Annotated in this window: 20 protein-coding genes and 1 tRNA gene; 4 read left to right on the top strand and 17 right to left on the bottom strand. The window is 39.0% G+C overall.

Translation table 11 applies throughout. The features are described 5' to 3' along the window. Positions 1–113 precede the first annotated feature (113 nt). The 11 genes from Q0212_RS13075 to Q0212_RS13025 form a co-directional block, all read right to left on the bottom strand. Positions 114–1,940 carry a phosphoenolpyruvate carboxykinase (GTP) gene (locus Q0212_RS13075; RefSeq protein ID WP_297926233.1) on the bottom strand — a complete coding sequence of 609 codons (1,827 nt, stop codon included), beginning with the start codon at positions 1,938–1,940 and terminating at the stop codon, positions 114–116. Positions 1,941–2,064: 124 nt separating this feature from the next. Beyond that, positions 2,065–2,154: transfer RNA gene (locus Q0212_RS13070), tRNA-Ser, on the bottom strand. Between the two features lie 105 nt (positions 2,155–2,259). Beyond that, positions 2,260–3,282: an AgmX/PglI C-terminal domain-containing protein gene (locus Q0212_RS13065; protein WP_297926231.1), complete on the bottom strand. Its 1,023-nt coding sequence runs from the start codon at positions 3,280–3,282 to the stop codon at positions 2,260–2,262. Beyond that, positions 3,282–3,785 (bottom strand): biopolymer transporter ExbD, encoded by a 504-nt coding sequence (locus Q0212_RS13060; RefSeq protein WP_297926229.1) that lies wholly within the window; start codon positions 3,783–3,785, stop codon positions 3,282–3,284. Before Q0212_RS13060 ends, Q0212_RS13065 begins: the two co-directional genes overlap by 1 nt. After that, on the bottom strand, positions 3,782–4,288 hold the full coding sequence (locus Q0212_RS13055; RefSeq protein WP_297926226.1) for a biopolymer transporter ExbD: 507 nt from the start codon (positions 4,286–4,288) through the stop codon (positions 3,782–3,784). The genes Q0212_RS13060 and Q0212_RS13055 overlap by 4 nt, the downstream gene beginning before the upstream one ends. Before the next feature lie 37 nt (positions 4,289–4,325). Next, positions 4,326–4,955: a MotA/TolQ/ExbB proton channel family protein gene (locus tag Q0212_RS13050; RefSeq protein ID WP_297926225.1), complete on the bottom strand. Its 630-nt coding sequence runs from the start codon at positions 4,953–4,955 to the stop codon at positions 4,326–4,328. 27 nt (positions 4,956–4,982) lie between these two features. Next, the gene (locus tag Q0212_RS13045; protein WP_297926223.1) at positions 4,983–5,312 is read right to left on the bottom strand and encodes a hypothetical protein; all 330 of its coding nucleotides are present in this window, start codon (positions 5,310–5,312) and stop codon (positions 4,983–4,985) included. Continuing rightward, entirely contained in the window at positions 5,309–6,535 is a 1,227-nt protein-coding gene (locus Q0212_RS13040) for a tetratricopeptide repeat protein (protein WP_297926220.1), read from the bottom strand. Before Q0212_RS13040 ends, Q0212_RS13045 begins: the two co-directional genes overlap by 4 nt. Positions 6,536–6,545: 10 nt before the next feature. Beyond that, positions 6,546–9,638, bottom strand: coding sequence for a tetratricopeptide repeat protein (locus Q0212_RS13035; protein ID WP_297926219.1), 3,093 nt, complete (start codon positions 9,636–9,638; stop codon positions 6,546–6,548). A gap of 2 nt (positions 9,639–9,640) precedes the next feature. Further along, positions 9,641–11,554, bottom strand: coding sequence for an outer membrane protein assembly factor BamD (gene bamD, locus Q0212_RS13030; protein ID WP_297926217.1), 1,914 nt, complete (start codon positions 11,552–11,554; stop codon positions 9,641–9,643). A 144-nt stretch (positions 11,555–11,698) separates the two neighbouring features. After that, the gene (locus Q0212_RS13025; RefSeq protein WP_297926215.1) at positions 11,699–12,226 is read right to left on the bottom strand and encodes a hypothetical protein; all 528 of its coding nucleotides are present in this window, start codon (positions 12,224–12,226) and stop codon (positions 11,699–11,701) included. Between the two features lie 403 nt (positions 12,227–12,629). Between Q0212_RS13025 and Q0212_RS13020 the strand changes: the two genes are divergently transcribed. From Q0212_RS13020 to Q0212_RS13005, 4 genes are all read left to right on the top strand, one after another. After that, on the top strand, positions 12,630–13,772 hold the full coding sequence (locus Q0212_RS13020) for a 4-phosphoerythronate dehydrogenase (RefSeq protein WP_297926213.1): 1,143 nt from the start codon (positions 12,630–12,632) through the stop codon (positions 13,770–13,772). A gap of 166 nt (positions 13,773–13,938) precedes the next feature. Next, complete coding sequence (locus Q0212_RS13015) at positions 13,939–15,381, top strand: sodium:solute symporter family protein (protein ID WP_297926211.1); 1,443 nt, start codon at positions 13,939–13,941, stop codon at positions 15,379–15,381. Between the two features lie 58 nt (positions 15,382–15,439). Further along, the gene (locus Q0212_RS13010) at positions 15,440–16,003 is read left to right on the top strand and encodes a hypothetical protein (protein WP_297926209.1); all 564 of its coding nucleotides are present in this window, start codon (positions 15,440–15,442) and stop codon (positions 16,001–16,003) included. 187 nt (positions 16,004–16,190) lie between these two features. Next, the gene (locus Q0212_RS13005; protein ID WP_297926206.1) at positions 16,191–17,432 is read left to right on the top strand and encodes a hypothetical protein; all 1,242 of its coding nucleotides are present in this window, start codon (positions 16,191–16,193) and stop codon (positions 17,430–17,432) included. 57 nt (positions 17,433–17,489) lie between these two features. Here Q0212_RS13005 and Q0212_RS13000 read toward each other — a convergent pair whose 3' ends face one another. The 6 genes from Q0212_RS13000 to asd all read right to left on the bottom strand — a co-directional run bounded on the left by Q0212_RS13000 (position 17,490) and on the right by asd (position 24,879). Then, the gene (locus tag Q0212_RS13000; RefSeq protein WP_297926204.1) at positions 17,490–18,080 is read right to left on the bottom strand and encodes a malonic semialdehyde reductase; all 591 of its coding nucleotides are present in this window, start codon (positions 18,078–18,080) and stop codon (positions 17,490–17,492) included. 50 nt (positions 18,081–18,130) lie between these two features. Further along, on the bottom strand, positions 18,131–18,817 hold the full coding sequence (locus Q0212_RS12995) for a pirin family protein (RefSeq protein WP_297926203.1): 687 nt from the start codon (positions 18,815–18,817) through the stop codon (positions 18,131–18,133). A gap of 129 nt (positions 18,818–18,946) precedes the next feature. Next, positions 18,947–21,031 (bottom strand): EAL domain-containing protein, encoded by a 2,085-nt coding sequence (locus tag Q0212_RS12990; RefSeq protein ID WP_297926201.1) that lies wholly within the window; start codon positions 21,029–21,031, stop codon positions 18,947–18,949. 106 nt (positions 21,032–21,137) lie between these two features. Beyond that, entirely contained in the window at positions 21,138–22,931 is a 1,794-nt protein-coding gene (locus tag Q0212_RS12985; RefSeq protein ID WP_297926199.1) for a hypothetical protein, read from the bottom strand. A 163-nt stretch (positions 22,932–23,094) separates the two neighbouring features. Next, positions 23,095–23,988, bottom strand: coding sequence for a LysR family transcriptional regulator (locus Q0212_RS12980; RefSeq protein WP_297926196.1), 894 nt, complete (start codon positions 23,986–23,988; stop codon positions 23,095–23,097). A 45-nt stretch (positions 23,989–24,033) separates the two neighbouring features. Beyond that, the gene (gene asd / locus Q0212_RS12975) at positions 24,034–24,879 is read right to left on the bottom strand and encodes an archaetidylserine decarboxylase (RefSeq protein WP_297926194.1); all 846 of its coding nucleotides are present in this window, start codon (positions 24,877–24,879) and stop codon (positions 24,034–24,036) included. Between the last annotated feature and the right edge of the window lie 117 nt (positions 24,880–24,996).

Raw genomic sequence — 24,996 nt, 5'->3', positions numbered from 1 at the left:
GAGGTGTGCGGCAGGATATTGCCGTCCTGTAGAGGGAATCCTCGCCGTTCAAGGGCGAGGAGGATGTCAAAATAAAAAAGGACGCTAATGCGCCCTTTTTTATTGATGGCTTATTAAGCCCCGATTTTTTCGCCTAAGACAGTACGACGAGCTTTTAAGCTTGCAGGTAACTTGTCTGCGATTTTGGCAAATAATTCATCATGGCTAGTTAATTCGCGTTGCCATGCAGCTTTATCTTGGCTAGTGACTTTTGCGTATTGTTCTGCGCTAAACTCAGAACCTTCCCACAATAAGTCGGCATAACGAGGAACGATACCAATAGGTGTTTCTTCGCCTTGAGCACGATTTTCACAGCGATCAATGATCCATTTTAAAACACGCATATTTTGACCAAAACCTGGCCAGATAAACTTGCCATTTTCGTCTGTACGGAACCAGTTAACGTTAAAAATACGTGGTAAAGTTGCGCCAGAAGCCTGTAATTTTTCGCCCAAAGCTAACCAGTGAGCAAAATAATCACCTACGTGGTAACCACAGAAAGGTAACATTGCAAATGGGTCACGACGAACAACACCTTGTTGGCCAACAGCAGCAGCAGTGGTTTCAGAACCCATCGTTGCGGCTTTATAAACACCCGCTTGCCAATCAGCAGCTTCAACTACTAATGGCATGGTGTCGCCACGACGACCGCCGAAAATGAATGCAGAGATTGGTACACCGTTTGGATTTTCCCAATCAGCATCAATAGATGGACATTGGGCAGCAGCAACCGTGAAGCGAGAGTTTGGATGAGCAGCTTTGCGGCCACAGTCAGGTGTCCAATCTTGGCCAGTCCAGTCAATTAAATGTGCTGGAGCAGTTTTAGTTAAACCTTCCCACCAAACATCACCATCATCTGTTAATGCAACGTTGGTAAAGATAACGTTTTTATCTAACGTTGCCATACAGTTTGGATTGGTGGTGGTATTTGTACCTGGTGCAACACCGAAGAAACCAGCTTCTGGGTTGATTGCGTATAAACGACCATCAGTACCAGGTTTGATCCAAGCAATGTCATCGCCTACAGTTTCAATTTTCCAGCCTTCAAAACCTGCTGGCGGTACTAACATCGCAAAGTTTGTTTTACCACAGGCAGATGGGAAAGCAGCAGCAACGTAGTGTTTTTCGCCTTGTGGGTTAGTAACGCCCAAAATTAACATATGTTCAGCTAACCAACCTTGATCGCGACCCATCACAGAAGCAATACGTAAGGCTAAACATTTTTTGCCCAATAAAGCATTTCCACCATAACCAGAACCGAAAGACCAAATCTCACGAGTCTCTGGATAATGCACAATGTATTTTTCTGGGTTACATGGCCATTTAACATCGTCAGCAGCGGTTAAAATTGGCTTACCAACAGTGTGTACGCAAGGCACATAACTGCCGTCTTCACCCAATACGTCATAAACGGCTTTGCCCATACGCGCCATAATACGCATATTCACCACAACGTAAGGACTGTCGGATAATTCAATACCAATTTGAGCAATATGGCTGCCTAATGGCCCCATAGAGAAGGGCACAACATACATGGTACGACCACGCATACAGCCTTCAAATAAGCCATTTAATTTTGTACGCATTACAACTGGATCTTCCCAGTTGTTTGTTGGGCCAGCATCTTCACGCTTAGCAGAGCAAATGAAGGTGCGCTCTTCAACACGAGCAACATCAGAAGGATCAGAGCTAGCTAAATAAGAATTGGGACGTTTTTCTTGATTTAATTTCTTCATCATCCCTGTGCTGACCATGAGGTCTAATAAGCGTTGGTTTTCTTCCTCGCTTCCATCACACCATTCGATGCGGTCTGGTTGAGTAAGAGCTGCAATTTCAGCAACCCAAGCAATAAGTTTTTGGTGTTTAACAAAAGCGGGAGCGTTAACAATCGTTTGACTCATGGTGTGAGGCCCAATCAACTAAAAAAACATCCGTGCACTACAGGGGTGACCTGATAGTGTATAAAAGAAGAATAAGATTTGCTGATAGCTAAGTTGGCTTCAAATAAGGAAGCCAAGAAAAAATTGGCGGAGGTGGTGAGATTCGAACTCACGGACGGGGTAAACCGTCGCCGGTTTTCAAGACCGGTGCCTTAAACCGCTCGGCCACGCCTCCGATTAGGCCGCGAAGAATACCCTAATTTTTTGAAAATGTCACTAAATCTCAAGACTTTTTCAAAAAAAAAGGCGCATTACGCGCCTTTTTTGACATTTTATGTCATTAGTTGGGGTAGAAGTTGACTGGATAAGTGCCTTTCCATACCTCAACATTGTCTTCACCAAAGTTAAATCCTTTAACTAAAGAGACAATTTTGGCTTCTAACTCAGGGTTGTTTAGGTCGCTAGACGCAACTTCACAACTGGTAACTTTACCACTTGGGTCAATAGTGAGTTTTAAGCGTACTGTACCTTCCATACTGGGATCGTCTTTTAATGCACGTTGATAGGCATTATTTAAACGGCCGCCATTTTGGTCGAATATCTTACGAATATCTTCTTGAGTACGTTTGCCAACTCCACTTTCACCGCGGGTTTTACCGCCTTCACCAGAGCCAGTTCCACCACCAACAGAGGCAATTTGTTTGCCTTGCATATTGGTTGTGCCTTTAGAGCCGAGGTTAAGATTACCTTTGCTGCCACTACCACCTGCAACACCACCACCAAAACCTGAGCTTGCTGGGCCATTATAGGCAACACCGCCAGAACCTGCACCTGCTTTGCTAGTTAACATATTACGGCTTGTGCCTGCGGGTGCAGCACCAGTGTCTTTTTGTAAACCACCTGTGGCAGGTTTAGAGGTTGCTACCACGTCCATATCTCGTAAGGCAGCTAAATCATCAGCGACAGAAGCAAGTTGTTGCTGAGCTTGCTGTTTAGCAGCTTTCACTTGTTCTTCTGTTGCTTTGGGTTTAGCAACGGGTTCTTTTTCGATTGGCTTTGGCTTAACTTCTTGTTTAGTTTCCTTAGGCTTATCTTCGGCTTTAACCTCTTTTTTCTCTTCCTTTTTCACTTCGGGTGGTTTGGGAGGAGGGGGAGGAAGTTCAATTTTACGTTCAATGGCACGCGCCACACGTTCGGGGACTTTTACTTCCGAGCGTGGTACAGGCGGCACTTTAATAAATGGAATCACCACAAAACATAAAAATGCAAGCACTAATGCAATGGCATTAATTTTTCGGGCGCGATTACTATGTTCAGGTAGTTCATCCCAAGGCAAAAAACCACTGATTAAATGAGTTGACATTATTGTTTCCCTCCACGTGTCACAGCAAAGGAAATTTTCGCATAGTCATTATCGCTACAGGTGGCCATGACTTTACGAATCACACTATAAGGTGTTTTTTCATCACCTAAAATCAAAATTTCACGCTCTGGAATACCGCGCTCATTAAGAGCAGCGACAGTATGAGAAGCACGATATTTTAATTCTGTGGCCAAAGCAGGAACTAAATCGGTTTTCAGTGCTGAAATTTCATTAATTGTACCAATTTTCATGCCCTGAACTAAAACGTCATCTTTGGTAATCATGACTGTTAATGTGTCTTTGGGTTCAGTTTGGGCAAGAGAAACGGGTAGTTTAATTTTTTCTGCATCAGGTAGCTTAGATGGGTTACTAGAGCTAACTAATAAGAAGAAAACCAAAATAGTAAAGATATCCATTAAGGAGGTTAAGTTTAAATTAGCCTGACCCTTAATACGTTTTTGTAAACGTTCATGGCGTTTAACACGAGGACTTTTATCTTTCATTTAGCACCTCCAACATCAGGCGGTGCATCACCAATACTAATATCAGGAAATAAAGCATAACGTGCTTCACGTCCTGTTTCGGTACTCACTACAATACGCACGGCATCCATTGTATGAATTAATTTGTCATAAGCTGTATCTGTTTCTAACAAAATACTAGCATCAGTGACTAATGGATATTGAGTTTTGACGGTACGTAAATAGTCATTGAGAGCTTTATAGTCTAACTCACCTTTAGTGTCGGTTGTTATGGTTTTCATAGGGCCAGTCTGACGATCAGCAACTAAAAATTTATCTTTATAAACCATAACTTCTAGGACTAATGGCGGCTTTTGTGTTTCGGCAGCAGCACCTTCACCACTTGGCATTAACACCTGTAGTACCGCTTGCTGAGTAAACACTGCATCTAGCAACAAGAATGGGATTAGAATCACCATCAAATTCATAAATGAGGTGATGTCTAGTTCCGGATTCGTGTCACGATTTTTAGTGCGTGACCGCATAATCGTCTCCTCTATTTATTAACGCAATGATACACAATTAAGCGTTATTACGAATTTGACGTAAGGCATTGAGGAGTTTAATCGAGGCCATTTCTAAGCTTTCAACAACTTCACCAGTACGGCTTTGTAAGAATGCATAGAGTAATAATAAAGGAATAGCAACAATCAAACCAAACGCAGTGGTGTTCATCGCTACCGAAATAGAGCTAGATAATAAGTCACCTTTTTGCGCTGGATCAGCATTGGCAATTGCAGCAAATGCGGTAATAAGACCTTGTACCGTACCTAACAAACCTAACAAAGTAGCAACGTTAGCAAAAGTAGAAATAAAGGGGGTGCGAGCTTCTAAACGAGGCATAACTTCCATTAACGCTTCTTCCATTGCGGTTTCTACATCTTCTACATTTTTAGCAGTACGATTACGTGTTAAACCATATTCTAAAATACGACCAATTTCGGTTTCATTATCTTTAACGGCTTTTAAAGCTTTTTCTGTATCGCCTTTTTGAATAGAAGGATAAACAGCATCCCATAATTCTTTGTTAGCTTTCTTGACGCGACTTAAAAAGATAATACGTTCGATAGCAATACCCAAACCAATAAACATAATCAAAAGGATGGGGTACATGAAGAAACCACCATCTTGAATAAACTTAATCGCTGACATAATAAAGTACTCCTGTTAAATAAAAAATTAAGGACTAATGGTCGAAAGAGGGCTGAGTTCTTGTAATGCACGAGAGTAGTTAACTTCACGGGACACAACATCACGGTCAATAGGAGCCAAACTTTCTTCTAAGACCGAAGCCGACAAAGGATTTTTGGGAAGATAATTTTCTTTATCTTTCCATGACACAATGTTTAAAACTAAAGGGGCATCTTTGCTACCAATAACGTCAGTACCACTAGAGATATTTACTTCACTACTGGCTGTTGTTTTTTTAGCAGTTTTAACATTGTCGGCAGCAATAGCACTACCAGAAATTGCTAATTGAGCTAACAATATAACTATTGTTTTTTTCATGGTTGTTGTACTCCTGTTGCCGTTGTTGGTGTTGTTTCGGCATTAGTCTCTATGGGTGTTGATTTTACGGCTTCTTGACTCGAAGTGGCAGTGCTTGGAGTCACGTTATCGGCTTGTTTTTTACTTTTTTTTGCCTTTTTTGCCTTGTTTTTGCTATTTTTGATGCTTTTGCTAGTGTCATCTGCGGTGGTTGTTGTCTCTGCTTTAGCAGTTGAATCACTTGTAGGTGTTGCTGCGGGTACAGGCGTTGATTCTGTTGTTGCAGTTGTTGAGGCACTATTAGCAGCAGTATTTTCTACAGGGGCAGTCGCGCTAGTCGCTTCATTTATGGGAGGCGGATTAGTGTTTTCAGTAGGTTTCACTTCATCTGTTTTTACTGGGGCTGTTTCAGTTGGAGCAGCTTCGGTCGCAGCTGGTGTGGGTGTTTCTTCTACCGTAATTTCTTCAACTTTAGCTTTTTTTGCAGGAGGCTTGTAAGTGCCAGTCCGTTTTTGCAAGTCAATGACCCATTTTGCTACTGTTGTATCTGGTGTTGTTTGTGTGCCTTGGTATGCTTCATAATGTTTTAAAGCCAGTGGCAAGTCTTGCAAATATAAGTCTGCTAAGACACCTAAGTTAAAATGAGCTTTGGCATAATTAGGGCTTAAACTAAGAGCTTGCTCATAGGCAGCACGAGATTTACTAAATTGACCTAATTGGCGATAAACAAAGCCTTGTAGATTGTAAGCAAACGGATTTTTGCCATTCGCTGCAATTGCTTTTTGCAATAACACATCCGCTTCTTTGTAGTTTTGCTTTTGAATCTGTATTAAGGCCTGATTAAGTGAAGGGCCAGCAAGTTGAGGTGCTTTGGTTTGAAGCTCTTCAAACAGCGTATAAGCATCATCTAACTGATTGGCTTTCATTAATGTTACTGCTCGTTGATAATCATTGAGCAGTGGTTTTGCTAGTGCTTGTAATTCGGCACTCACATTACTTAACTCAGGTTCTTTTGAGCTATCAGCAGCAACGACATTTTTTTCTTTGCTTTCATCATCTTTTTTGGCTGTTAACCCCTGAGCAGCACGCTCTTTGGCTAACTTTTCTAAGTCAAGTTCGGTGCTTTCTGACCCAACTGCCGCAGGGGCATCGGTGTTGGGGCTTGGCTGTTTGGGAGTAGAGCTACAAGCAGCTAAAATACTAGTTAGTATTAATGTCATGCCTACTTTTTTAGATGCAAACATTCCTTAATCCTCAATAAATCTCATCAATTGCTGTTTCGATTTGTTCGTTTTTCTTGTAACGACCGGGTTCGAGCTCAGCTAAAGCAGCAAAACTTTTTTGGACAAAACCATCATAAACTTCTTGTTTAACAAGGTTTGCATTGGCTTTATAAATTTCGATGGCTTTTTGATTAAAAGGTTCAGCTTGTTCTTCAAGGACAAGGTTATATTGTTCGAGTACCAACTCGTCCATGCCTTTCGGTTTTTCGCTTGCTAATAAATCGGCTGATAATTTTTGATAAATTAACGCCTGTTGATAGTTTGCAGCCGTTGTAAACTCAGCCACACCTATACTTGCTACTTTGTTATAAGTAGTAATAGCGGTTTGCATGGCTTTTTTCTTAGCTCCCAAACTGACTTTTAAGGGTTGAGTTAAAGGAATGGCTGCAAATGAGTCATACACAGGTTGTGCAAGTTTAAAGTGAGCCATGGCTCCTAGGTATTTAACCCGTGCAGGCGCTTTTTCGCCTAACTTGTCATAAAATTGAGCAATCCCTTTAAGCGTATTTTGTGCTTCTCCAACCATATTGTTTTTATCATAGTAAGTGTAAATACGATGATAGGCTTCGGTTCTCAAATCAATAGGGTTAGTCGCATCAGTGCTAACTTGTTGATAAATTTTAATGGCCAATTCGGGTTGTTTGGCTTTTTCATAGGTCTCAGCGGCAGCCCATGTTGCTTCACGAGCAGCGGCTGGGTTCTTTTTGGCATCACGAGCAGCAATTGCTTGGAACTGTAAGGCAGCACTGGATAAATCACCTGATTTTTCATAAGCAAAAGCTAATTTTTCTAAGGTGTCTTGTGCCAAAGGACTTTCGGGATGTTTACTTTTAAAGGCAATTAAGAGCGGAATTGCTTCGGCATATTTTTCACCTTTATATAATACATCAGCAGCGTCAAAGTCGGCAGTTGCTTTAAGTTTTGGATCACTGGCCGATTCCGCAGCTTTTTGAAAGGCTAAAGAGGCTTGTTCTAAGTTTTTATCGGTACGCAGTTTTTCCGCTTGGCGATAATAGGTAGTTGCTAGCTTATCTTGGAACTTAGATTTTTGTTTGCCATCTTTAATATTAAAGGCCAATACTTGTTGATAAGCTTTGTCGGCTTCTTCTAAATTACCTTTATCAAATTGGGCATCTGCAACAACAGTGGCAGCTTCCAGACGTAAAGTTTCATCAACAGGTGGTTGAATATCCAATAAGGCTTTGGCAGTACGCACAGCGCCTTCATAATCTTTATAACCAATATAAAGATTGGTTAAACCCTGTAACATCAAGGCAGAACTTTTTTCTTGGGGTAGAGTTGCTACAATACGAGTGACTTGTTTTTCAATGTCTTGACTGAGTTGTTTGGCAATATCGTCATAATCTTTATAGTTTTCATATAAATATTGAATGAGACCTTGCATCACAATCGCCGTATTGGGGTCTTGTGGAAAAGCTTCTGAGAACTTGATGGTGCTAGCGACTCGCTGTGGCGTTAATGCTTTTCGTTCAGCATTATTATCAGCTAAAGATTTATCCCATTCTTGATAGCTTAATAAAGAAAAATAAGCGGCATCATTGGCTTTGGGGTTGTTGCTATAGCCATAAGCTGTTTTTTCAAATTCAACAATCGCGTCTTTGTAGTTTTTAGCAGAATATAAAACTTCGGCTAATAATTGGTTAACAACAATCGCGTCTTCTTCTTTTGGATTAAGACTTAAATGCGCACGATACCATTTGGCGGCTTTTTCATAGTCAGCAGCTAGGTTAGTTTGTTGAGCTGTCGCATGATAATGTTTGGCTAAGTCAACAATATGACCTTCTAAAATAGGACGTAAATTTTCTTGTACTTCTGGAGACGATTGTTTCCAGTAGGCACTGTTAGGATCATAATGTTCAACAAACTGTTCTTTGGCTGTCACCACTAATGAAGGGAATCCACCTAGATCATAAATATTAATAATGGCAGTGCTTAAACCTGGTGCATCTGGGTCAAAAGGATGGCGTTCAATAAAAGCAGCATAAGTTTCGGCTGCTTCTTTATAAATCTTTTTATCAATATAGGTTTTAGCTAAACGTTGATAAATAATAGATTCATAGAATTTTTCGCCTACTTTATCAAAGTAATCATTAAGTGGTTTTACGCCATTATCAAGTTGAATGAACGACAAACAAATTACGTCCAACGCATTTTGTAAAGAGTCTTCTTCTTGTTTGGTTTTTTTGGTTTTGACCCAAATTTTTTCGGCATAACTGAAGAAAAGCGGAATAGCCGTTTCAAAGTCGGCTAAACGATATAATGCCCAAGCGCGTTTGTATAAAGCTTGATCTTGAAAGTCTGATTTTTTATCTTCTAATACTAAACGATAATATTCAGCAGATTCTGTAAAGCGATTTTTAGCAAACGCATCTTCGGCTAAACGAAAACGTACTTCGGTTAAATGCGGGGTGCTAGTGTACTCAGAGGCTAACTTTTTAAGTGCTTCTATAGATTCTTCTTTTTGTGTCAGCAAGTCATAATTTTTGGCTAACTCATAATAAATTTCTGCGCGCGACTCTTCAGCAGGCATACGTTCTAATAAGTCTTTATAAAACTCAATATTTTTATTGAGCATATCGCGTTCAGCTTTATCAAGGTCTGTTTCGCTGCTGGGGGTTTTAAGGCGGTGTGCTACTTTTAAATAAGCAGTTGCAGTGCCCGCATCAGGCGCTTTTTTAGCATCTTGAATTAAGCGATTATATAATGCTTCTTCTAATTTGCTGTTAATTTGAGAATCTAAGCTATTGGGATCAGGCTGATTATTTTGCTCGCTTTGAGTTAACAACGCTAAGGCAGATTGTGGCTTGATTTTGTTTAAACGCTCAGTCGCATCTTCAAATTGAGGTTCTTGAATAATAGACACTTTTACTTGGTCAAGACTTGCTAAGGTGCGAACTGGTGCTTGAGCTGGCACTGGTGTTGCGTAAATAGCTTGTTGATTGACCATAGGTGTTGTAGCAACAGGTGCTTGACTACAAGCACTTAACGCTATTGCTACTGCTAAAGGACTAAGCCGATAAAGAAAAGTTTTATTAGCAATCATATTTATTTATCACTTGCTTTGGTGTTGGGGGAGGCATTGGAGCCTTCAACACGTTCCATTCCAAGATAAGTTTCGGTGATATAGGTTGTTAAACGTTGACGACGCTCTTCTAACAGACCTTTCGCTAATTCACGTAACTGAGTTTGTTGAGCAAGACGGGCATCTGCTATTTGTGTTTTTAGCTGTTCTGCTTTCGTTCGCAAATTAGTAAATTTTGCACTATTTTTCTTTGCGATAATTTCTTTATTATCTTTTAGCAAGGTTTCTAGTGCTGCAAGACGCATTTTAGTTTCACGAAGTTGTTCGGTTGACTCTTGCAATTTGCGATAAATTTCATCACGAGAGGCTGCATGACGTGCTACTTCAAACTGAGTCAGATTGCGTAAACGATTAATACGTTCATTTAACTCTTGAGCTTGTTTGGCATCAAGGTTCAGTTTATTAATCTTACGACCTAGTTTATTAATTTGCTGTAAACGAGAAGTTTCGGCTTGAGTTGCTGCTTCTGTATAAGCATCTGCATTTGTACCCATTCGTTTGGCACGAATTTGATTTTCTTGCCATTTTTTAACTAGTGATACATAGTTATCACGTAAGCCTTTTAATTTGGTTTCATTGTCAGCAAGCGTATTTTGTCGTGCTTCTAAGGCTTTAGCATTTTCCTCTAAGGCATTAATGTCGCGTAAACGAACATTTAATAAGTCTTGCATACGAGCAAGTTGCTTATAGGTTTTAAACCCTTCATTAAAAGCAGGGGAGGCAAATAGCTTGGCAAATAGTCCTGCTGTAATTGCATTATTGCCTGCAGGAATATCTTTAATATTTAAAGGATCAGCATCTTTGGTATTGACTTGCATGGGACTTAAAATATCAGGCCATGCGGCTTCGTCTGTGCGAATGGCTGTTCTTTCTAATTGTGTAAGTTGTTCACGCAAGGTCATTGCAGCAATACGGTAGCTGGCAATTGATTGATTACGCGCACCTAAATCTTCGTAAGTCCGTGCCGTCAATAAAAAAGCTTCTTGTACGGTTGGATCAGCAGGATTTCGGCGTTGTAATTCTAATAAAGCAGGGAGTGCTTCTTGATATTGTTTATTAAGATAATAGGAATATGCCAAGCTTAGCAGTGCAGAATTACTATAGGGACCTTCTAAACGAACGCGTAACAAAGAGTCGCGTGCAGATGCGAAGTTTTTGTCTTGTAAATAACGATATGCAATAGCTAAAGCTGCTTTATCTTTTAAATTGCGACTTTCTTCATCATCATTAGCCAAACGAATCATTTCGTTGAGGTTAAAAATACCTAATTCTGTTTGGTTGTCTTGTAAATAAGCGATACCTAAATTGTATAAGCCATAACTCGCCATTGCACCTTGAGCAGGCATATCCAACAATAAACCAACGGCTTCAGCATAACTTTTTTTACGAATTAAAACATTCGCCAATAATAAACGTCGCTCAGATTCTTGAAAGCTTGTTAAGTTAGCAGGTGGCTTCCGTAAGTAATTTTCAGTACTAACGTCATTACCTAATTTAAATAAATATTTGCCATAACGTAGCCATGGCATATTACGTGTACTTGAGGGGATATCTTGCGACTGTACACGTGATAATGCGGCATCTGCTTCACGGGGTAAACCAAATTCGGTGTATAAATCGCCTAATAAGCTTTCTGTTTCGGCATCTTCATCATTAAACATGCCTTTGTTTTTTTCTAAGATTGTTGTATTTAATGCTGAAAAACGATGCCCCATGTGATAGTCATAGTAAATTTGACCAAAAATAGGTTCACGAGTATCGGTAGAAACATCTAGACGTTTGTTTAGATCAACTGCCCATGCAGATTGACTTAACAAGGCGATGGCCAATGTAAGGCTAGAAAATCGCGACTTGTTTTCCATAAATCGTTTTATCATCGTTATTTATCCCAATAGCAAGACACTTGTTACGCTAACGATTTTTTGCGTTTAATAAAGTGTCATACTTAAAGCTCTTTGCTAACTAACGGTCTTGCGGTCAATTAGCAAAGTTAGGTTTTTTAGGGCTGAATCAATCCTAATTTAGTTTTTGCTTTCCCATTCGCGGAAGTTGAACTGTGCAGGTTGAGCACGAGTGCTATCATCTGCCGCTTTAATTTCAATAATTTTACGTAAGCTATTTTTGTTAAAGCTATAGCTCACTGTACGTTGGAAGTCTTTGCCATCGGCATCATAGGCTGTAACGATAGCTTGGAGGTTGTGACTACCGCTATTGACATTACCTAAAAACAGACGGTGTAAACCACCTTTGCTCAAAGCAACGGTTTCTTGCTCAGAGTAAGAGTGATAACTAACAATTTGGTCATCAATACTAAGTTTGACATCGACTAAACGAACTTTACTACCAGGATTAACACCGACAAGAATCGTTGTGGTTGAACTTGGAAATAATAATTCGTTTTCGAGTTGTGTAATATCACGATTTAATGACAACACATCTGATTTTAAGTCTTGTAAATCTGACGGTAAGCTAGACTCACCAGCAGCAAAACTCGTCGAAGATAGGGCAGCAAAAAGGCCAGCCAATAATAAAGAATATCCCTTGTTCATAATCATCATCAGTTACTATGACAGTAAAATATATATTTTACTTAAAGGTTAAAAATATTAGTGCTTTAATAAAGCACTGCCGCAAAGTAGAGATGTCTAAGATTTGTTTAATAGCGAACAAACCTTAATATATTACACCGAAAAGCGATTAACTTAGATTAACGCATAAGCAATACCCTTACGTCAAAGGGAGTTTTACGGTTTTGGCGCACAGTGTACAAAAAAAATAGAGCTAGATAGATTGTCCAACATAAATTTGAGAAAAGGATTGACTAAAAATGCCAATTTGACTTGAATTAGTGCCTTTTTTAATGTAGCAAATTTGGCAGCAATAATCGACTAGGGCTTGTTGATGTTTTAATTGGAAACTCCAAAAGTAATCTCCAAATTATTGAGTAAAAAGATGATGAATATTATTGCTGATGAAAATATGGCTTTGGTGCAAGAGTTTTTTGGAGACTTGGGGAATTTGCAATGTTACGCGGGACGTCAATTAAATACACAACTTTTACAACAAGCAAATGTCTTGCTCGTGCGTTCAGTCACACAAGTCAATCAAGCTTTATTAGCGAATACGCCTGTCAGATTTGTTGGTAGTGCAACGATTGGTGCAGATCACTTAGATTTAAGATGGTTGGCACAGCAGCAGATTATGACAACGACAGCACCCGCGTGTAATGCGCGTAGTGTTGTTGAATATGTATTGGCAGTGTTAGCGTATTTACAAGAGCAATTACAGCAGGATATGTCTGCTAAAGTTCTAGGTGTTGTCGGTTTGGGTAATGTGGGGCATTTATTGGCACAAGTAGCTGGCCAATTAGGATTTCGAGTCATTGGCTGTGATCCTTTTGTGCAGAGACAAGGTGTTACTCAACAACCTTTACAACAATTATTATCAGAAGCAGATATTGTTTGTTTTCATACACCACTAACCAAACAAGGTGAATATCCAACCTATCATTTATTAGCTGAGCATAATTTAAAATATTTAAAGCAAGGTGCAATTTTATTGAATGCAGGACGTGGAGCTGTGATCGATAATGTTGCTTTATTGGCTTTTTTACAGACGTATCCGCATTATTTATCAGCGGTGGTGTTAGATGTTTGGGAAAATGAACCAGCTATTAATGTCGATTTAGTTGCCAGCATTGATATTGCTACGCCTCACATTGCAGGATATAGCTTAGAAGGCAAATGGCGTGGTACAGAAATGATTTATCAAAGATTATGCCAATATTTCAATCAACAAATTAAACATAAGTTGGCAGATTTTTTGCCTGTTAATCATCAAGTGTTGATTTGGCCATATTTATCAACAATATGGCAAAACTATGCAGCATTATTACGTAAGGTTTATCCTGTTGAGCAAGATGACCAAGCATTACGTCAAACCATGTGTTTAGATACTCATGAGGCGCGTGCATTAGCTTTTGATAAGTTGCGTAAAGATTATTGGCCTAGGCGAGAGTGTTCGGCTTATGATTTGCGAGAAGTTCCTATCGCTAATCAACAACAAATGGCAAATTTAGGTTTTAAACTGTGTTGATTTTGCTGTGCGCTATTCTTTCGCCATCGTTATCAAAACGTTAACAGACACTAATATTGTAAAAACGATAAATAGCTAATAAAAAAACGCGACTTTTAGCGTATTAGCTTTTAAAATCGCCGCATTTTTAATTAACCTGATCTACCTAAAATGATTGAGGAGAGCCATGTTAAATTTATTTGTTGGTTTATATCTGTTGCTATCCATTGCTATTGGCTTATATGCAGCAAGAAAAGTTCATAATAGTACAGATTATGTGGTTGCAGGTCGTAGTTTGCCTTTACACATCACAACGGCAACTGTTTTTGCAACATGGTTTGGCTCTGAAACCGTTTTGGGAACATCCTCTACGTTTATTACTGATGGTTTAGGTGGTATCGTTTCTGATCCATTTGGTGCATCTTTGTGTTTGATTTTGGTGGGATTGTTTTTTGCGCGTTATTTATATCGAAAAAATTTGCTGACCATTGCCGATTTTTTCAAACAACGATATGGCAGAGGTGTTGAACTAGCAACATCAGTTGCCATTATGTTGTCTTATTTAGGTTGGGTTTCAGCGCAAATGATTGCCCTAGGCTTAGTGTTTAATGTGCTTTCTCAGGGTGCGATTAGTAATGAAGTAGGTATGGTTATTGGTGCAGCGATTGTTATTGTCTATACCATTTATGGCGGGATGTGGTCTGTGGCAATGACGGACTTTGTACAAATGATTGTGATTGTCGTGGGCATGTTATTTGTAGGCTATGTAGTCACTGGCAAAATTGATGGTGGTGCAGTGGCTGTGATTGAACATGCCTCTAATGCAGGCAAATTTGATTTTTGGCCAGAACCCAATTTAGCTGCGATTTTGGCATTTATTGGTGCATTTGTGACTTTGGCTTTAGGGTCAATTCCTCAGCAAGATGTTTTCCAACGGGTAATGTCGGCCAAAGATGAAAATACGGCTGTACGTGGTGCAGTGTTGGGTGGGGCACTCTATTTTATATTCGCTTTTGTGCCTATCTTTTTAGGGTATTCAGCTTTTTTGATTGATGAAAAAATGACGTTAAAGTTGTTAGAAACAGATAGTCAATTAGTATTGCCAACGTTAATTATGGAACATACGCCAATTTTGGCACAAGTGATGTTTTTTGGTGCATTATTATCGGCAATTATGAGTACTGCATCAGGAACATTATTAGCACCATCAACTATTTTTACTGAAAATATTTTACGTCCAATATTGGGTAACGTTTCTGATACGCGTTTTTTATGGATTATTCGCTCGGTTGTGTTAACTTTTGGCGTGTGTGTTACGCTATTTGCATTAAACTCAAACTCTTCTATTTTTGAGATGGTTGAAAATGCTTATAAAGTAACCCTTGTATCAGCATTTGTACCTTTGGTTGCAGGGATATATTGGTCTAAGGCAAATACTCAAGGTGCGGTGTTTTCGATGGTTTTTGGTGTGGTTGTATGGATTTTCTTAGAGGCAACAGCGCCAGAAGGATTATGGCCTCCACAGCTAGCAGGTTTGGTTGCAGCAATAATTGGCATGTTATTAGGCTCTTTGTTGCCAGAAATGATAAAGTCACCAGCCCAGCCACCTTTAAAACATACACATAAATAATAATAAATTTGGGCTAATTCATTTAGCCTAAATCTTTCTCCCTGTAGAGGACTTTTTTATGAAGCGTAATCTTTCTTTGTTTGCAATAATGACCTCATTATTGATGGCCAATTATGCTATTGCTGATGAAGAACAAGCTCCGCCCACTGAGCAAAAAACATTAACCTATAGTCAAAAAGCAAAACATATTATGCAGCAATTAAAACCTGTTTCTGTGTATACGGGTGTTGGTTTATTTAGCGATATGTTGAATATAAATAACGAAGCAGTCACAGATCTAGGTAATTTTTATCTGCGTGTTGGCAAGTTTATGGAGTCTGAGGCAGGAGCGGCATTTAACATGGGATGGCGATATCCAATTACAGGTGGTCGTGATGAGTCAGGCTATTTTGTGGGTGCATTTTTTGGCCAAGTCGTGGCGAGTGTTAGAGATGGAAATCAAGAATATCACCGCAATGGTGGAGGCTTAGATATTAGCTATCATTGGGTGAATGAACATACACGAAAAACAATATCTGTTGGTTTAGGAACAGGTTTTTCAAGAAGAGTGGATGGTAATGCAAGTGAGCCAGCACAACCTCGAGCCTTTTTTAGCTTTAGTACCGCATTAAAAGTGTTTTAAGATTGCTTTCGTTCTCAATACGTAATATTGTCAGACAGTTTTTCGTTTATAGTACCGTTTGTGTATTAAAAAATAGTTTCGTTTGATAGTTTGGGGATTTGCTAGCTTACATTGAGTAAATATGTTTTAACATCAACAACAATACTCTTAGCAGCTAAGTTCTAATTTGTACAGGTAGTCTGGATTAATGGAAGTACTTCAACAATTTTGGCAACAAATATTAGCCCGCCCTGATTTTTGGGGCTTCATTACCATTCCTATTGTCGCATCAGTTGTTACGTGGCTACATGTGTGGATGGCACTAAAAATGGTGTTTTATCCTATTAGTTTTTGGGGATTTAAACTCGGAAATTTGCCTGTTGGTTGGCAAGGCATTGTGCCTCGTAAAGCAGGAAAAATTTCGGGTATTTTGGTTGATCAATCATTATCTAAAATTGGCTCGTTAGATGAGTTCTTTAGAGAAATGAAGCCTGATGAAATGGCCGAATTTGTCAGTGAAGCATTAATGGAAAACATTGATGATTTTATCGATGAGGTGATGACTGATCGTAATAAGACTTTATGGGAAAATTTACCTAATGGCATAAAACGTCGTATTTATGATCATGTACGCAAACAAGTGCCAAGTATTATGGAAAACTTGGTCACGGAGTTAACTTTTAGTGTTGAAGAATTAGTTGATATGCGTGACATGGTCGTCAAACAAATGGAAAATGACCGCGCTATGATGGTGCGTATGTTTTTGCGTGTTGGCCAAAAAGAAATTGATTACATTTGGCATAGCAGTTTTTGGATTGGTCTATTCTTTGGCGTTGTCCAAATGTTTGTTTGGCTGGTTGTACCATGGCATTGGACTTTAGTTTTTTGGGCTGCCTTATGGGGCTTTTTGACAAATTGGATTGCTATTTGGATGGTATTTAACCCCATCGAACCAAAGAAAATCATGGGTATGACTTGGCATGGTGCTTTTATGCGTCGTCAAGCTGAAGTATCAGAGGTTTTCTCTCATGTTAGCACTCGTGAGTTGTTTACCATTCGTCAAATTATGAATGAAATGATGTTTGGCCCAAAAGCTGATAAAACTCGTAAAGTAGTTAAACGTCATGTGAGTAAATTGTTGGATACACCGATTGTCCGTACCGCTATTCAAATGACGATGGGCTGGGAAGAGTATGCAAAGTTAAAAGATACTATTGTTGATAAGTCTATTGCTGCAACAATGGTACCTATTTCTGATCCAGACTTAAATGAAAGCCGTGCTGCAAAAGTAAACGAATTATTTTTGGAGCGTATGAAAAAACTGACGCCAATGGAGTTTCAAAATTTATTACGTCCTGCTTTTAGAGAAGATGAATGGATTTTGATTGTATTAGGTGGCGTCACGGGTGGATTGGCTGGTTGGATTCAGTTAATGTTAGGGTTTAAGTAGTTTATTGATACTGTTTATCTGGATTTTTAATTCAGATAAACAGTATGAGTGTCGTCATTATAGGATATGAGCGGCTTGCTCAAAACTTAACCGTGGATTACGGGTATGAAGTTTAGCCACATCACCATAACCCAAGTTAATTAAAAAATTGGATTTAATTTGTGTGCCTGCAAAAAATAGCTCATCAACTAATTGATTATTAAAGCCAGACATGGGGCCAGCATCTAAGCCTAAAGCACGAGCGGCCATAATTAAATATGCACCTTGCAAAGAGCTATTACGAAAAGCGGTACTATCAATCGCGGCTTGATTACCAACAAACCATGATTTTGCATCAGTATGTGGAAACAAAACAGGTAAATGTTCATAAAACTGATAGTCAGCCGCAACAATCACGGTAACAGGTGCTTGCATAGTTTTATCAATATTTCCCTCAGCTAAAGCAGGTTTTAATTTGGCTTTGGCTTCTTGACTGGTAACAAAGACAAAACGAGCAGGGGTCGTATTGGCAGCGGTTGGTGCAAATTTTACTAAATCATATAATTGATGTAATAATTCGGTGCTTACAGCTTTATCTTGCCAAGCAGAAAAGGTACGTGCTTCAGTAAATAATTGATTTAATGCTTGTTCATTAAGTGCAGTATTCATATTAAATTCCTATATTGTGTCGTTAAATAAAATATCTCAACCCATGTCTATTAAGACAAATCAAACCATAAGGCTTGGCCATTACTCAGCGCAGTAAAGTGTAATGCCAATTCGTCTTTGCTAATTAAGGCATCACCTGTCGTTAAGCCAACATCATTAATCACACCTTGACCCTCAATTAAATGAAAATATCCATATTGACGATCAATAGGTAAACTAATTTTTTCACCTTGATTGAATTTTAGGCGATAAATAGCTGCATCCTGTTTAATATGCATAGAGCCTTCTTGTTCAATAGGACTAGCAATTAAGGCAAGTTGTTGGCTATCAGCAAACTGCATTTGTTGATAACGAGGCTCAGTATTTTGTTCAGCAGGTACTAACCAAATTTGCATTAAGTGTAAAGTTTGCGTAGGGTGGCTATTCATTTCACTATGACTGACACCTTTGCCCGCACTCATTAATTGAAATTCGCCTGCACTAATTTTAGTGGTATTACCCATGCTATCTTTATGGCTCACTTCGCCTGCTAACACATAGGTCAAAATTTCCATATTACTATGGCTGTGGGTGGCAAAACCTGTGAGTGGTCGAACTTTATCTTCGTTAATCACCCGTAAGTGACTAACACCCATAAAACGAGGGTCATACCAAGAAGCAAACGAAAAACTATAACGCGCTTCTAACCAACCATAATTGCCTTGGCCGCGTTGTGCTGAAGAATGGAGAGCTAACATAAAAGATACTCCTATTAATCTGTGTTCAAACTAATGGGGTAATCATAGTTGATGAATGTTATATGTTGGTAGAGCCGCTATAAGATAAACTATGTTGCCTAAAATGAAACAAGGGGCATTGCCCCTTGTTTATTCACCGCTCTCGTAAACCATGTTTTCTGAAGGAGGTTGTAAATAATAACCTTGTAGATAACGTACTCCCATTGTCCAAAGTTTGGAAACAGTGGCAGCATTTTCAACATAAGAAACAACCACACGTTTATTTAAGGTGTTGAGTTCGCTAGCGAATTTTTTAGTGTTATCGAGGTTAGCTTCTTGGGTTAAATCTTGGGTAAAAGAGCGATCAAGTTTAATGTATTCGGCTTCAACGTGTTTAAGCGTATTTAATGGATTAAGTGTGCAACCAAAATTAGTAATAGATACATCCACACCATTAGCACGTAACAAAGAAGTATGTTCTTTGGCTTGTTTTAGGTAAGTGACCACATCATTTTCGGAAAATTGAATCACTAAAGGACTACCTTTAGGATCAATGGCTTTGGTTAATTTGGTGACTAATTCGGGTAAACTGGCATCCTGTAAAGATTCAGCGGTTAAATTAAGTAATAAGCGGCTACCTGGGTGACGAGATAAATGCTCTTTTAATCGTTTACAAGCATTGATTAATACCCAACGATCAATCTTAGTGCCTAATTGATAACGCTGAGCGACATCTAAAAACTCATCAGGTGCCATGACTTTGCCATCGGCGAGTGGCAGGCGTACAAAGACTTCATAAAACTGGGCTGTTTCGTCTTCAACATCAAATAAAGGTTGAAATAATAGTTTAAATTTACTTTGCTCTAAGGCTTCAACTAATAATTCACGTAAAGCTGAGTCGTTAGCAGCAGCATTTTCGGCTGGATTGTAAACGCTAACTCCGTTACCAGTCCCTTTATTTTGTAGTTTAACTTTTTCGCTCGCATTTACTGCACGAGATAATAATTCTGGAATATCAGGTGCGGTTTCACCAATCATAGCAACACCAATACTCAATGTTGTTTGAATGGTTTTGCCATTAGGAATATCAAATAAACGTTCGTAAATAGCTTGGCAGGTTTTTTCGGCGGTTTGTTTAGCTTTTTCTGAGTCTGTATCTTGAATAATTGCAGCAAATACACTATCACTAAAGCGCGCTAGAATGGCATTTGGCATTAAATTAGCTAAAGCTTTGGATAATTCAACAATAACGTTATCGGCTCCAACAATACCAGCCGTTGTTGTAATGTATGGTAAATTATCAATACCCATATAGAGCAAGGCACTTTGGGTTTTATCACGGCGGGCAATCCCTAAAGTTTCTTCTAGCTTCTCTTCCATCTGTTGACGATTTGGTAAACCTGTTAATTGGTCAATAGAGGTAGCTGCTTTTAATTGTTCAGCAAGAAGGGTGGCTTGGCCAGCACTATCATCACGACGAATAATAATTTGAGTACAACGTTCGCCATCATAACTTGCTGTAGAAAGTTGCATCATGGCATCAATTTGATCCCCATCTGCCTTGACACCATGAAACTTCAAATCATTAGATATTTTTTCGCCTTTGCTATAAGCTCGTAAATAATCTTTAAAGTTAGCTAAGTCTTGTTTGCCAACTAAGTCAACCATTGGCATTCCTTCTAGGTCTTCACCAGATTCGTAGCCAAATAGTTCTACGTATGCTTTATTGGCATAAATGTGCATACCATCATGTACATAAGCAATAGCATCACGTGAGTTTTCAAGTAGCAATTGGCAACGTTTTTCGGTTTCTTTTAAAAATGATTCTGCGGCACGTTTAGCACGACGATGATAAAGATTGGTTAATTCTCGACGAATACAAAAAACAATATGCTGATGCTGATTATAGACAATTGCGTCAACAGCACCCATTTCTAAAGCTTCGACAATAATATCTTCGTTATATTCATTTAATAAAACAATGACTGGTACGTCTTTATCGGAATCTCTAATAATTTGTACTACATCATTATAAGCACCATCACTGAGGTTTTCGGCTGTCAAAACCATATCCCATACTTGATTTTTGAGAAGTTCCTTAAAGTCTTCTAATGTAGCAATTAATTGTGGGCGAGTAGGAGTGCCTGCACCTTTTAAACTTTTAATAATATCTTCGGTATTGTCGGCTGACGAATGCAATACTAGCAGACGTAAGGTTTCACTTTTCGTAGCCATAAAAATAATTGCCTATAGGATTCAAAAAAATATAGAGATATAAACATAGCTAAGAGCGCAGCTATCCATTAAAAATGGTCTGCGCATAAAAAATTAAGCTGTAATGTTATAAATTTCCCCATAGTGTATCAAAATCATCTTTAGCTTCAACAGTATTGGTATTAGAATTTTGCTGATTTGCTGTATTTTGAGGCTTAGTTGGAGCCTGCAACCAAGCAAAAGTAAATTGGCTAAAACTTTGAGTGCTAAATAACTCTGTGGTCAATTGAACTTTATAATCATCATGACTTTGTCGTAACATGACATTATAGCCTGTTCTAAACGTCACATTGGGAGTGATTAATGTAGCAGGTCTTGCCATTGATGGCACTTCTTTAATTAAAAATGTACGCATATATTCGGTACGTTCGCCCGTTTTCTTGAGTACACGTGCACCACAAGGAATAGCACTACCAGAAATAATCTCAATGCCAGCTTCTGCACCTAATGTTGGTAGTTGTTTAACCCAGCGAATAACGCCAATTGTCCACGTTTTATCATTAGGTTCACGCATGGCTAAAATTTCACCGGTACGTAAACTAATAGGAGGATCACCATCCCAACGAATACAGTAGCCACCTGGACTAATGTTGACAATTGATGTGACATGAGGTGGATATAAGCCTTTTTGACTTTTGCCTTTGTTTTGTTGGGCTTTTTTCTCTTCGCTGATAGTGGGGACATTACCTAGATGAAAATCCCAGCCAATATCGGCATCACCAAGCCCTTTGCGTTGAAAGAGATTTTTTTCTTCTTCAGTAGCATCTAAAGGTAAATTCAAAAAATCATCAAACTCTGTTTCTTGAGAAAAATGATAGTGTGCAGATGTTAAACCTAAACAAACCAATAACTGGCCTTCGTAACTCCGTCGCGGGAATGTACGTTCAGAAGGTGCACTCCAAGCACCAATTAAATGTTGTAACAAACTCGGATTGATTTGTTCCCCGTGATGCAGTTGGTTTGCAGGTGTACTTTGAATTTTTTGTAAATGCTGAATAAATTTTGAGGCATCCACATAAATAGCATGGGGAATATCGGTTGATTTAGACACATAAGTTGGTGCTAAATCACTTTCAATATCAATCAGTAATAAATCCGAAACTGAAAATTTATTTTTTAATTTTAGATAAGTGACCCATAATTCTGATACATCATAAATTTGTTTAATTTCAGTTTGACGTAATTTGTTAGTTTGGCTAGCAGACAGGATAATGGCTCGTAAGTAACTATCATAAGCGGTAGTTTCTTGACCAAATTGTAAGTGATTGTCTGTGACCTTGGTATTAGCTACGTTATGTGCATTAGCAGCATGATGTAATAAATGTAAATCTGACCATAATCCTGTGGGGGCAGATAAATACAACAATTGTGTTTCAAGTAATAAACCGTTAAGTTCACTGATGGCACGTTGAAAGCTTTGTGCAGCAAGCTGTAATTGTTGACGACGACCTACACCAATAATGCTTAACTTTGTCATTAGTTTTTCGGCACAATCATAGGCAACAATTTTGTAGCCCAATGCTAAATTATGACGTAAAGATTGCGCTAATGAAGCAACACGGTTGGCACGCTCAGGTAATAGAACGGATTGATTGAGATAATGTTTGGCTAAGGCGTGTAAAACATTATGCACAGCAGGACGTAATTCTTCTAAGAGTTCAAAGCGTGTGTCTTCAGACATTTTGACACGTGTTAATTCTTGTAGAGTTTGATACAACTGTTTTGTTGTTTCGCCTACATTCATAATAGGCAAGGCTTGAACCCATTTAACCATATCATTTTTAGAATGACTTACTAAACTTAATTGAGATAAATCGCGTTTAGGTAAACCTTCTGCTAGTTGTTGATTAATTGTTGTCATAGTGTTTTCGGCCTGATGCTGAGTCCATTTGGCTCACTACCACAATAGGGGTTAATAGTGGCGTAATGGTATTTTTGTGTGTATCGCTTTGAATTTTATACTAAGCGAAGATTATACGCTAACCATAAGTAATGCAAATATCTTATAAGAAGATTATTGACGGTTAAATTGTTTGAGTGGCAAATTTAATAAAGCTTTCTACGCCATAGGTTCTGTATTTTTGTTGATGAATTAGCACAAAAAGTTGGCGATTTAGATTTAAAAAGGGTGTTTGTAAAATTTGTAAGGTATTGTTTTGTATTGCTTCATCTAAAGAAAGGCGTGAAGCACAACCTACCCCTAAGCCACTAGCTACGACCCGTTGAATGGCTTCGGTATGGCCTAATTCTAATAAAACATGAATGTGTGGCAAGCGACCAACAACCGCATTATCAAAAATCTCGCGTGTACCAGAGCCAGCTTCACGCAAAATCCATTGCGCTTCACTAAAATCGGCTTCGGTAAGCGGCTGAGTTAATTGTTTTTGGGCGAGTGGGTGAGAAGGTGCAGTAAATATGACTAATTCGTCAGATTGCCAAGGAATCACTTCTAAATTAGGCGCGTGACAAAAGCCTTCAATAAAACCAATATCCAGTTCAAATTGTTCTAAAGCTTGAATGATTTGACTGGTATTGGCAATTTCTAGGCTTAATTGACATTGTGGATGTTCACCCATAAAACTGGCAATTAATGGTGGCATTAAATAATTACCCACCGTCAAACTTGCACCAATTTTTAAGCTACCGACTTTGTCACCATGACCACGCGCAATTGCTTCGAGTTCGTTAGCGTGAGCTACAGTATTTATGGCATGAGGTAAGAGTTTGCGCCCTAAATCATTAAGTTGTAATCGTTTACCAATTCGGTCAAATAATAAGCAGTCTAATTGGCCTTCAAAGTCTGAGAGTGCCATACTGGTGGCACTTTGGGTGAGGTTAAGCTCATTCGCTGCACGAGTTACTGTTCCATGTTGTGCTACCGCAACAAAAACAGCTAATTGTTTGAGTGTGATACGCATGATCTAGTTCTCCATGTTAGGAATGAGCTTAGCAGTGAGCTATAATTAACGCAAGCTTGTACCAATAGCTTGCCCCATTTTTACTGGGCTTGTTGCTTGTAGCTCTTTGTTCCATGCCATGACATCTGCACCAAACAAGACAATCGCGGTTGAGCCTAAATAAAAGCGGCCTAATTCATCACCTTTTTGTAGTGTGATATTGGCATGACGATAATCGGTGGTGATAATTTTTTTGCCGTGTGGTTGAATATTGCCAGCCCAAGCAGTGCCAATACCTGCCACAATCATTGCCCCTACTAAAACAACAGCCATTTTGCCCAGTTCGGTATCAAACATACACACCAAACGTTCGTTACGAGCAAATAAATTAGGCACATTTTCGGCAGTGGTGGTGTTGACCGAAAATAAATCACCAGCCACATAAATCGTTTCGATTAATTTGCCTGTAAAGGGCATATGTACACGATGATAATCGCGTGGTGATAAATAAACAGTGGCAAATTGGCCACCGATAAAGGCTTGTGCGCGTTGTTCATCACCACCTAATAAAGTTGCAACACTATAATCATGGCCTTTGGCTTGAAATATTTTGTCGGCACTGATTGAGCCAAGTTGTGAAATTGCACCATCGGCAGGTGAGATAATCGCATTAGCTGCGGAAGCGATGGGTCGAGCATTAGGTTTTAAAGCGCGGGTAAAAAAGTCATTAAAACTTTTATAGGCTAAAGGATTTTCTTCTAAGGCTTCGCTCATATTAATGTCATACTGAGCGGCAAAATTTTTAATAAAGGCATTTTTAATCAATTTGTTTTGGCTGGCGGCTAATAAGCCTACGCCTTGAGATAATAAGTGTTGTGGCACTAAATGTTGAAAAGTAATAAATAAAGACATAGATAAATTCTCTGTAAAAAATAAATTTCGCGTTATTTGAACCCTCACCCCGACCCTCTCCCTCGGGGAGAGGGAGTTGCTCTCAATGGTAAGAGCAATTTAGAGTGAGGATAATTT

Origin of the sequence: uncultured Agitococcus sp. (assembly GCF_937920075.1) — a bacterium.
Lineage (GTDB): Bacteria > Pseudomonadota > Gammaproteobacteria > Pseudomonadales > Moraxellaceae > Agitococcus.
The sequence above is the reverse complement of the archived record's forward strand: the minus strand, read 5'-3'. Positions and strand labels throughout refer to the sequence as shown.

Excerpts from the sequence above, each read along its gene's own strand:
- Q0212_RS13005 (WP_297926206.1), top strand. The coding sequence starts at position 16,191 with ATGGAAGTACTTCAACAATTTTGGCAACAAATATTAGCCCGCCCTGAT.
- Q0212_RS12985 (WP_297926199.1), bottom strand. The coding sequence starts at position 22,931 with ATGACAACAATTAATCAACAACTAGCAGAAGGTTTACCTAAACGCGAT.
- Q0212_RS13060 (WP_297926229.1), bottom strand. The coding sequence starts at position 3,785 with ATGAAAGATAAAAGTCCTCGTGTTAAACGCCATGAACGTTTACAAAAA.
- Q0212_RS12980 (WP_297926196.1), bottom strand. The coding sequence starts at position 23,988 with ATGCGTATCACACTCAAACAATTAGCTGTTTTTGTTGCGGTAGCACAA.
- Q0212_RS13045 (WP_297926223.1), bottom strand. The coding sequence starts at position 5,312 with ATGAAAAAAACAATAGTTATATTGTTAGCTCAATTAGCAATTTCTGGT.
- Q0212_RS13075 (WP_297926233.1), bottom strand. The coding sequence starts at position 1,940 with ATGAGTCAAACGATTGTTAACGCTCCCGCTTTTGTTAAACACCAAAAA.
- Q0212_RS13035 (WP_297926219.1), bottom strand. The coding sequence starts at position 9,638 with ATGATTGCTAATAAAACTTTTCTTTATCGGCTTAGTCCTTTAGCAGTA.
- Q0212_RS13065 (WP_297926231.1), bottom strand. The coding sequence starts at position 3,282 with ATGTCAACTCATTTAATCAGTGGTTTTTTGCCTTGGGATGAACTACCT.
- Q0212_RS12995 (WP_297926203.1), bottom strand. The coding sequence starts at position 18,817 with ATGTTAGCTCTCCATTCTTCAGCACAACGCGGCCAAGGCAATTATGGT.
- Q0212_RS13000 (WP_297926204.1), bottom strand. The coding sequence starts at position 18,080 with ATGAATACTGCACTTAATGAACAAGCATTAAATCAATTATTTACTGAA.
- Q0212_RS13025 (WP_297926215.1), bottom strand. The coding sequence starts at position 12,226 with ATGAACAAGGGATATTCTTTATTATTGGCTGGCCTTTTTGCTGCCCTA.
- Q0212_RS13050 (WP_297926225.1), bottom strand. The coding sequence starts at position 4,955 with ATGTCAGCGATTAAGTTTATTCAAGATGGTGGTTTCTTCATGTACCCC.
- asd (WP_297926194.1), bottom strand. The coding sequence starts at position 24,879 with ATGTCTTTATTTATTACTTTTCAACATTTAGTGCCACAACACTTATTA.
- bamD (WP_297926217.1), bottom strand. The coding sequence starts at position 11,554 with ATGATAAAACGATTTATGGAAAACAAGTCGCGATTTTCTAGCCTTACA.
- Q0212_RS13020 (WP_297926213.1), top strand. The coding sequence starts at position 12,630 with ATGATGAATATTATTGCTGATGAAAATATGGCTTTGGTGCAAGAGTTT.
- Q0212_RS13055 (WP_297926226.1), bottom strand. The coding sequence starts at position 4,288 with ATGCGGTCACGCACTAAAAATCGTGACACGAATCCGGAACTAGACATC.
- Q0212_RS13010 (WP_297926209.1), top strand. The coding sequence starts at position 15,440 with ATGAAGCGTAATCTTTCTTTGTTTGCAATAATGACCTCATTATTGATG.
- Q0212_RS13040 (WP_297926220.1), bottom strand. The coding sequence starts at position 6,535 with ATGTTTGCATCTAAAAAAGTAGGCATGACATTAATACTAACTAGTATT.
- Q0212_RS12990 (WP_297926201.1), bottom strand. The coding sequence starts at position 21,031 with ATGGCTACGAAAAGTGAAACCTTACGTCTGCTAGTATTGCATTCGTCA.
- Q0212_RS13015 (WP_297926211.1), top strand. The coding sequence starts at position 13,939 with ATGTTAAATTTATTTGTTGGTTTATATCTGTTGCTATCCATTGCTATT.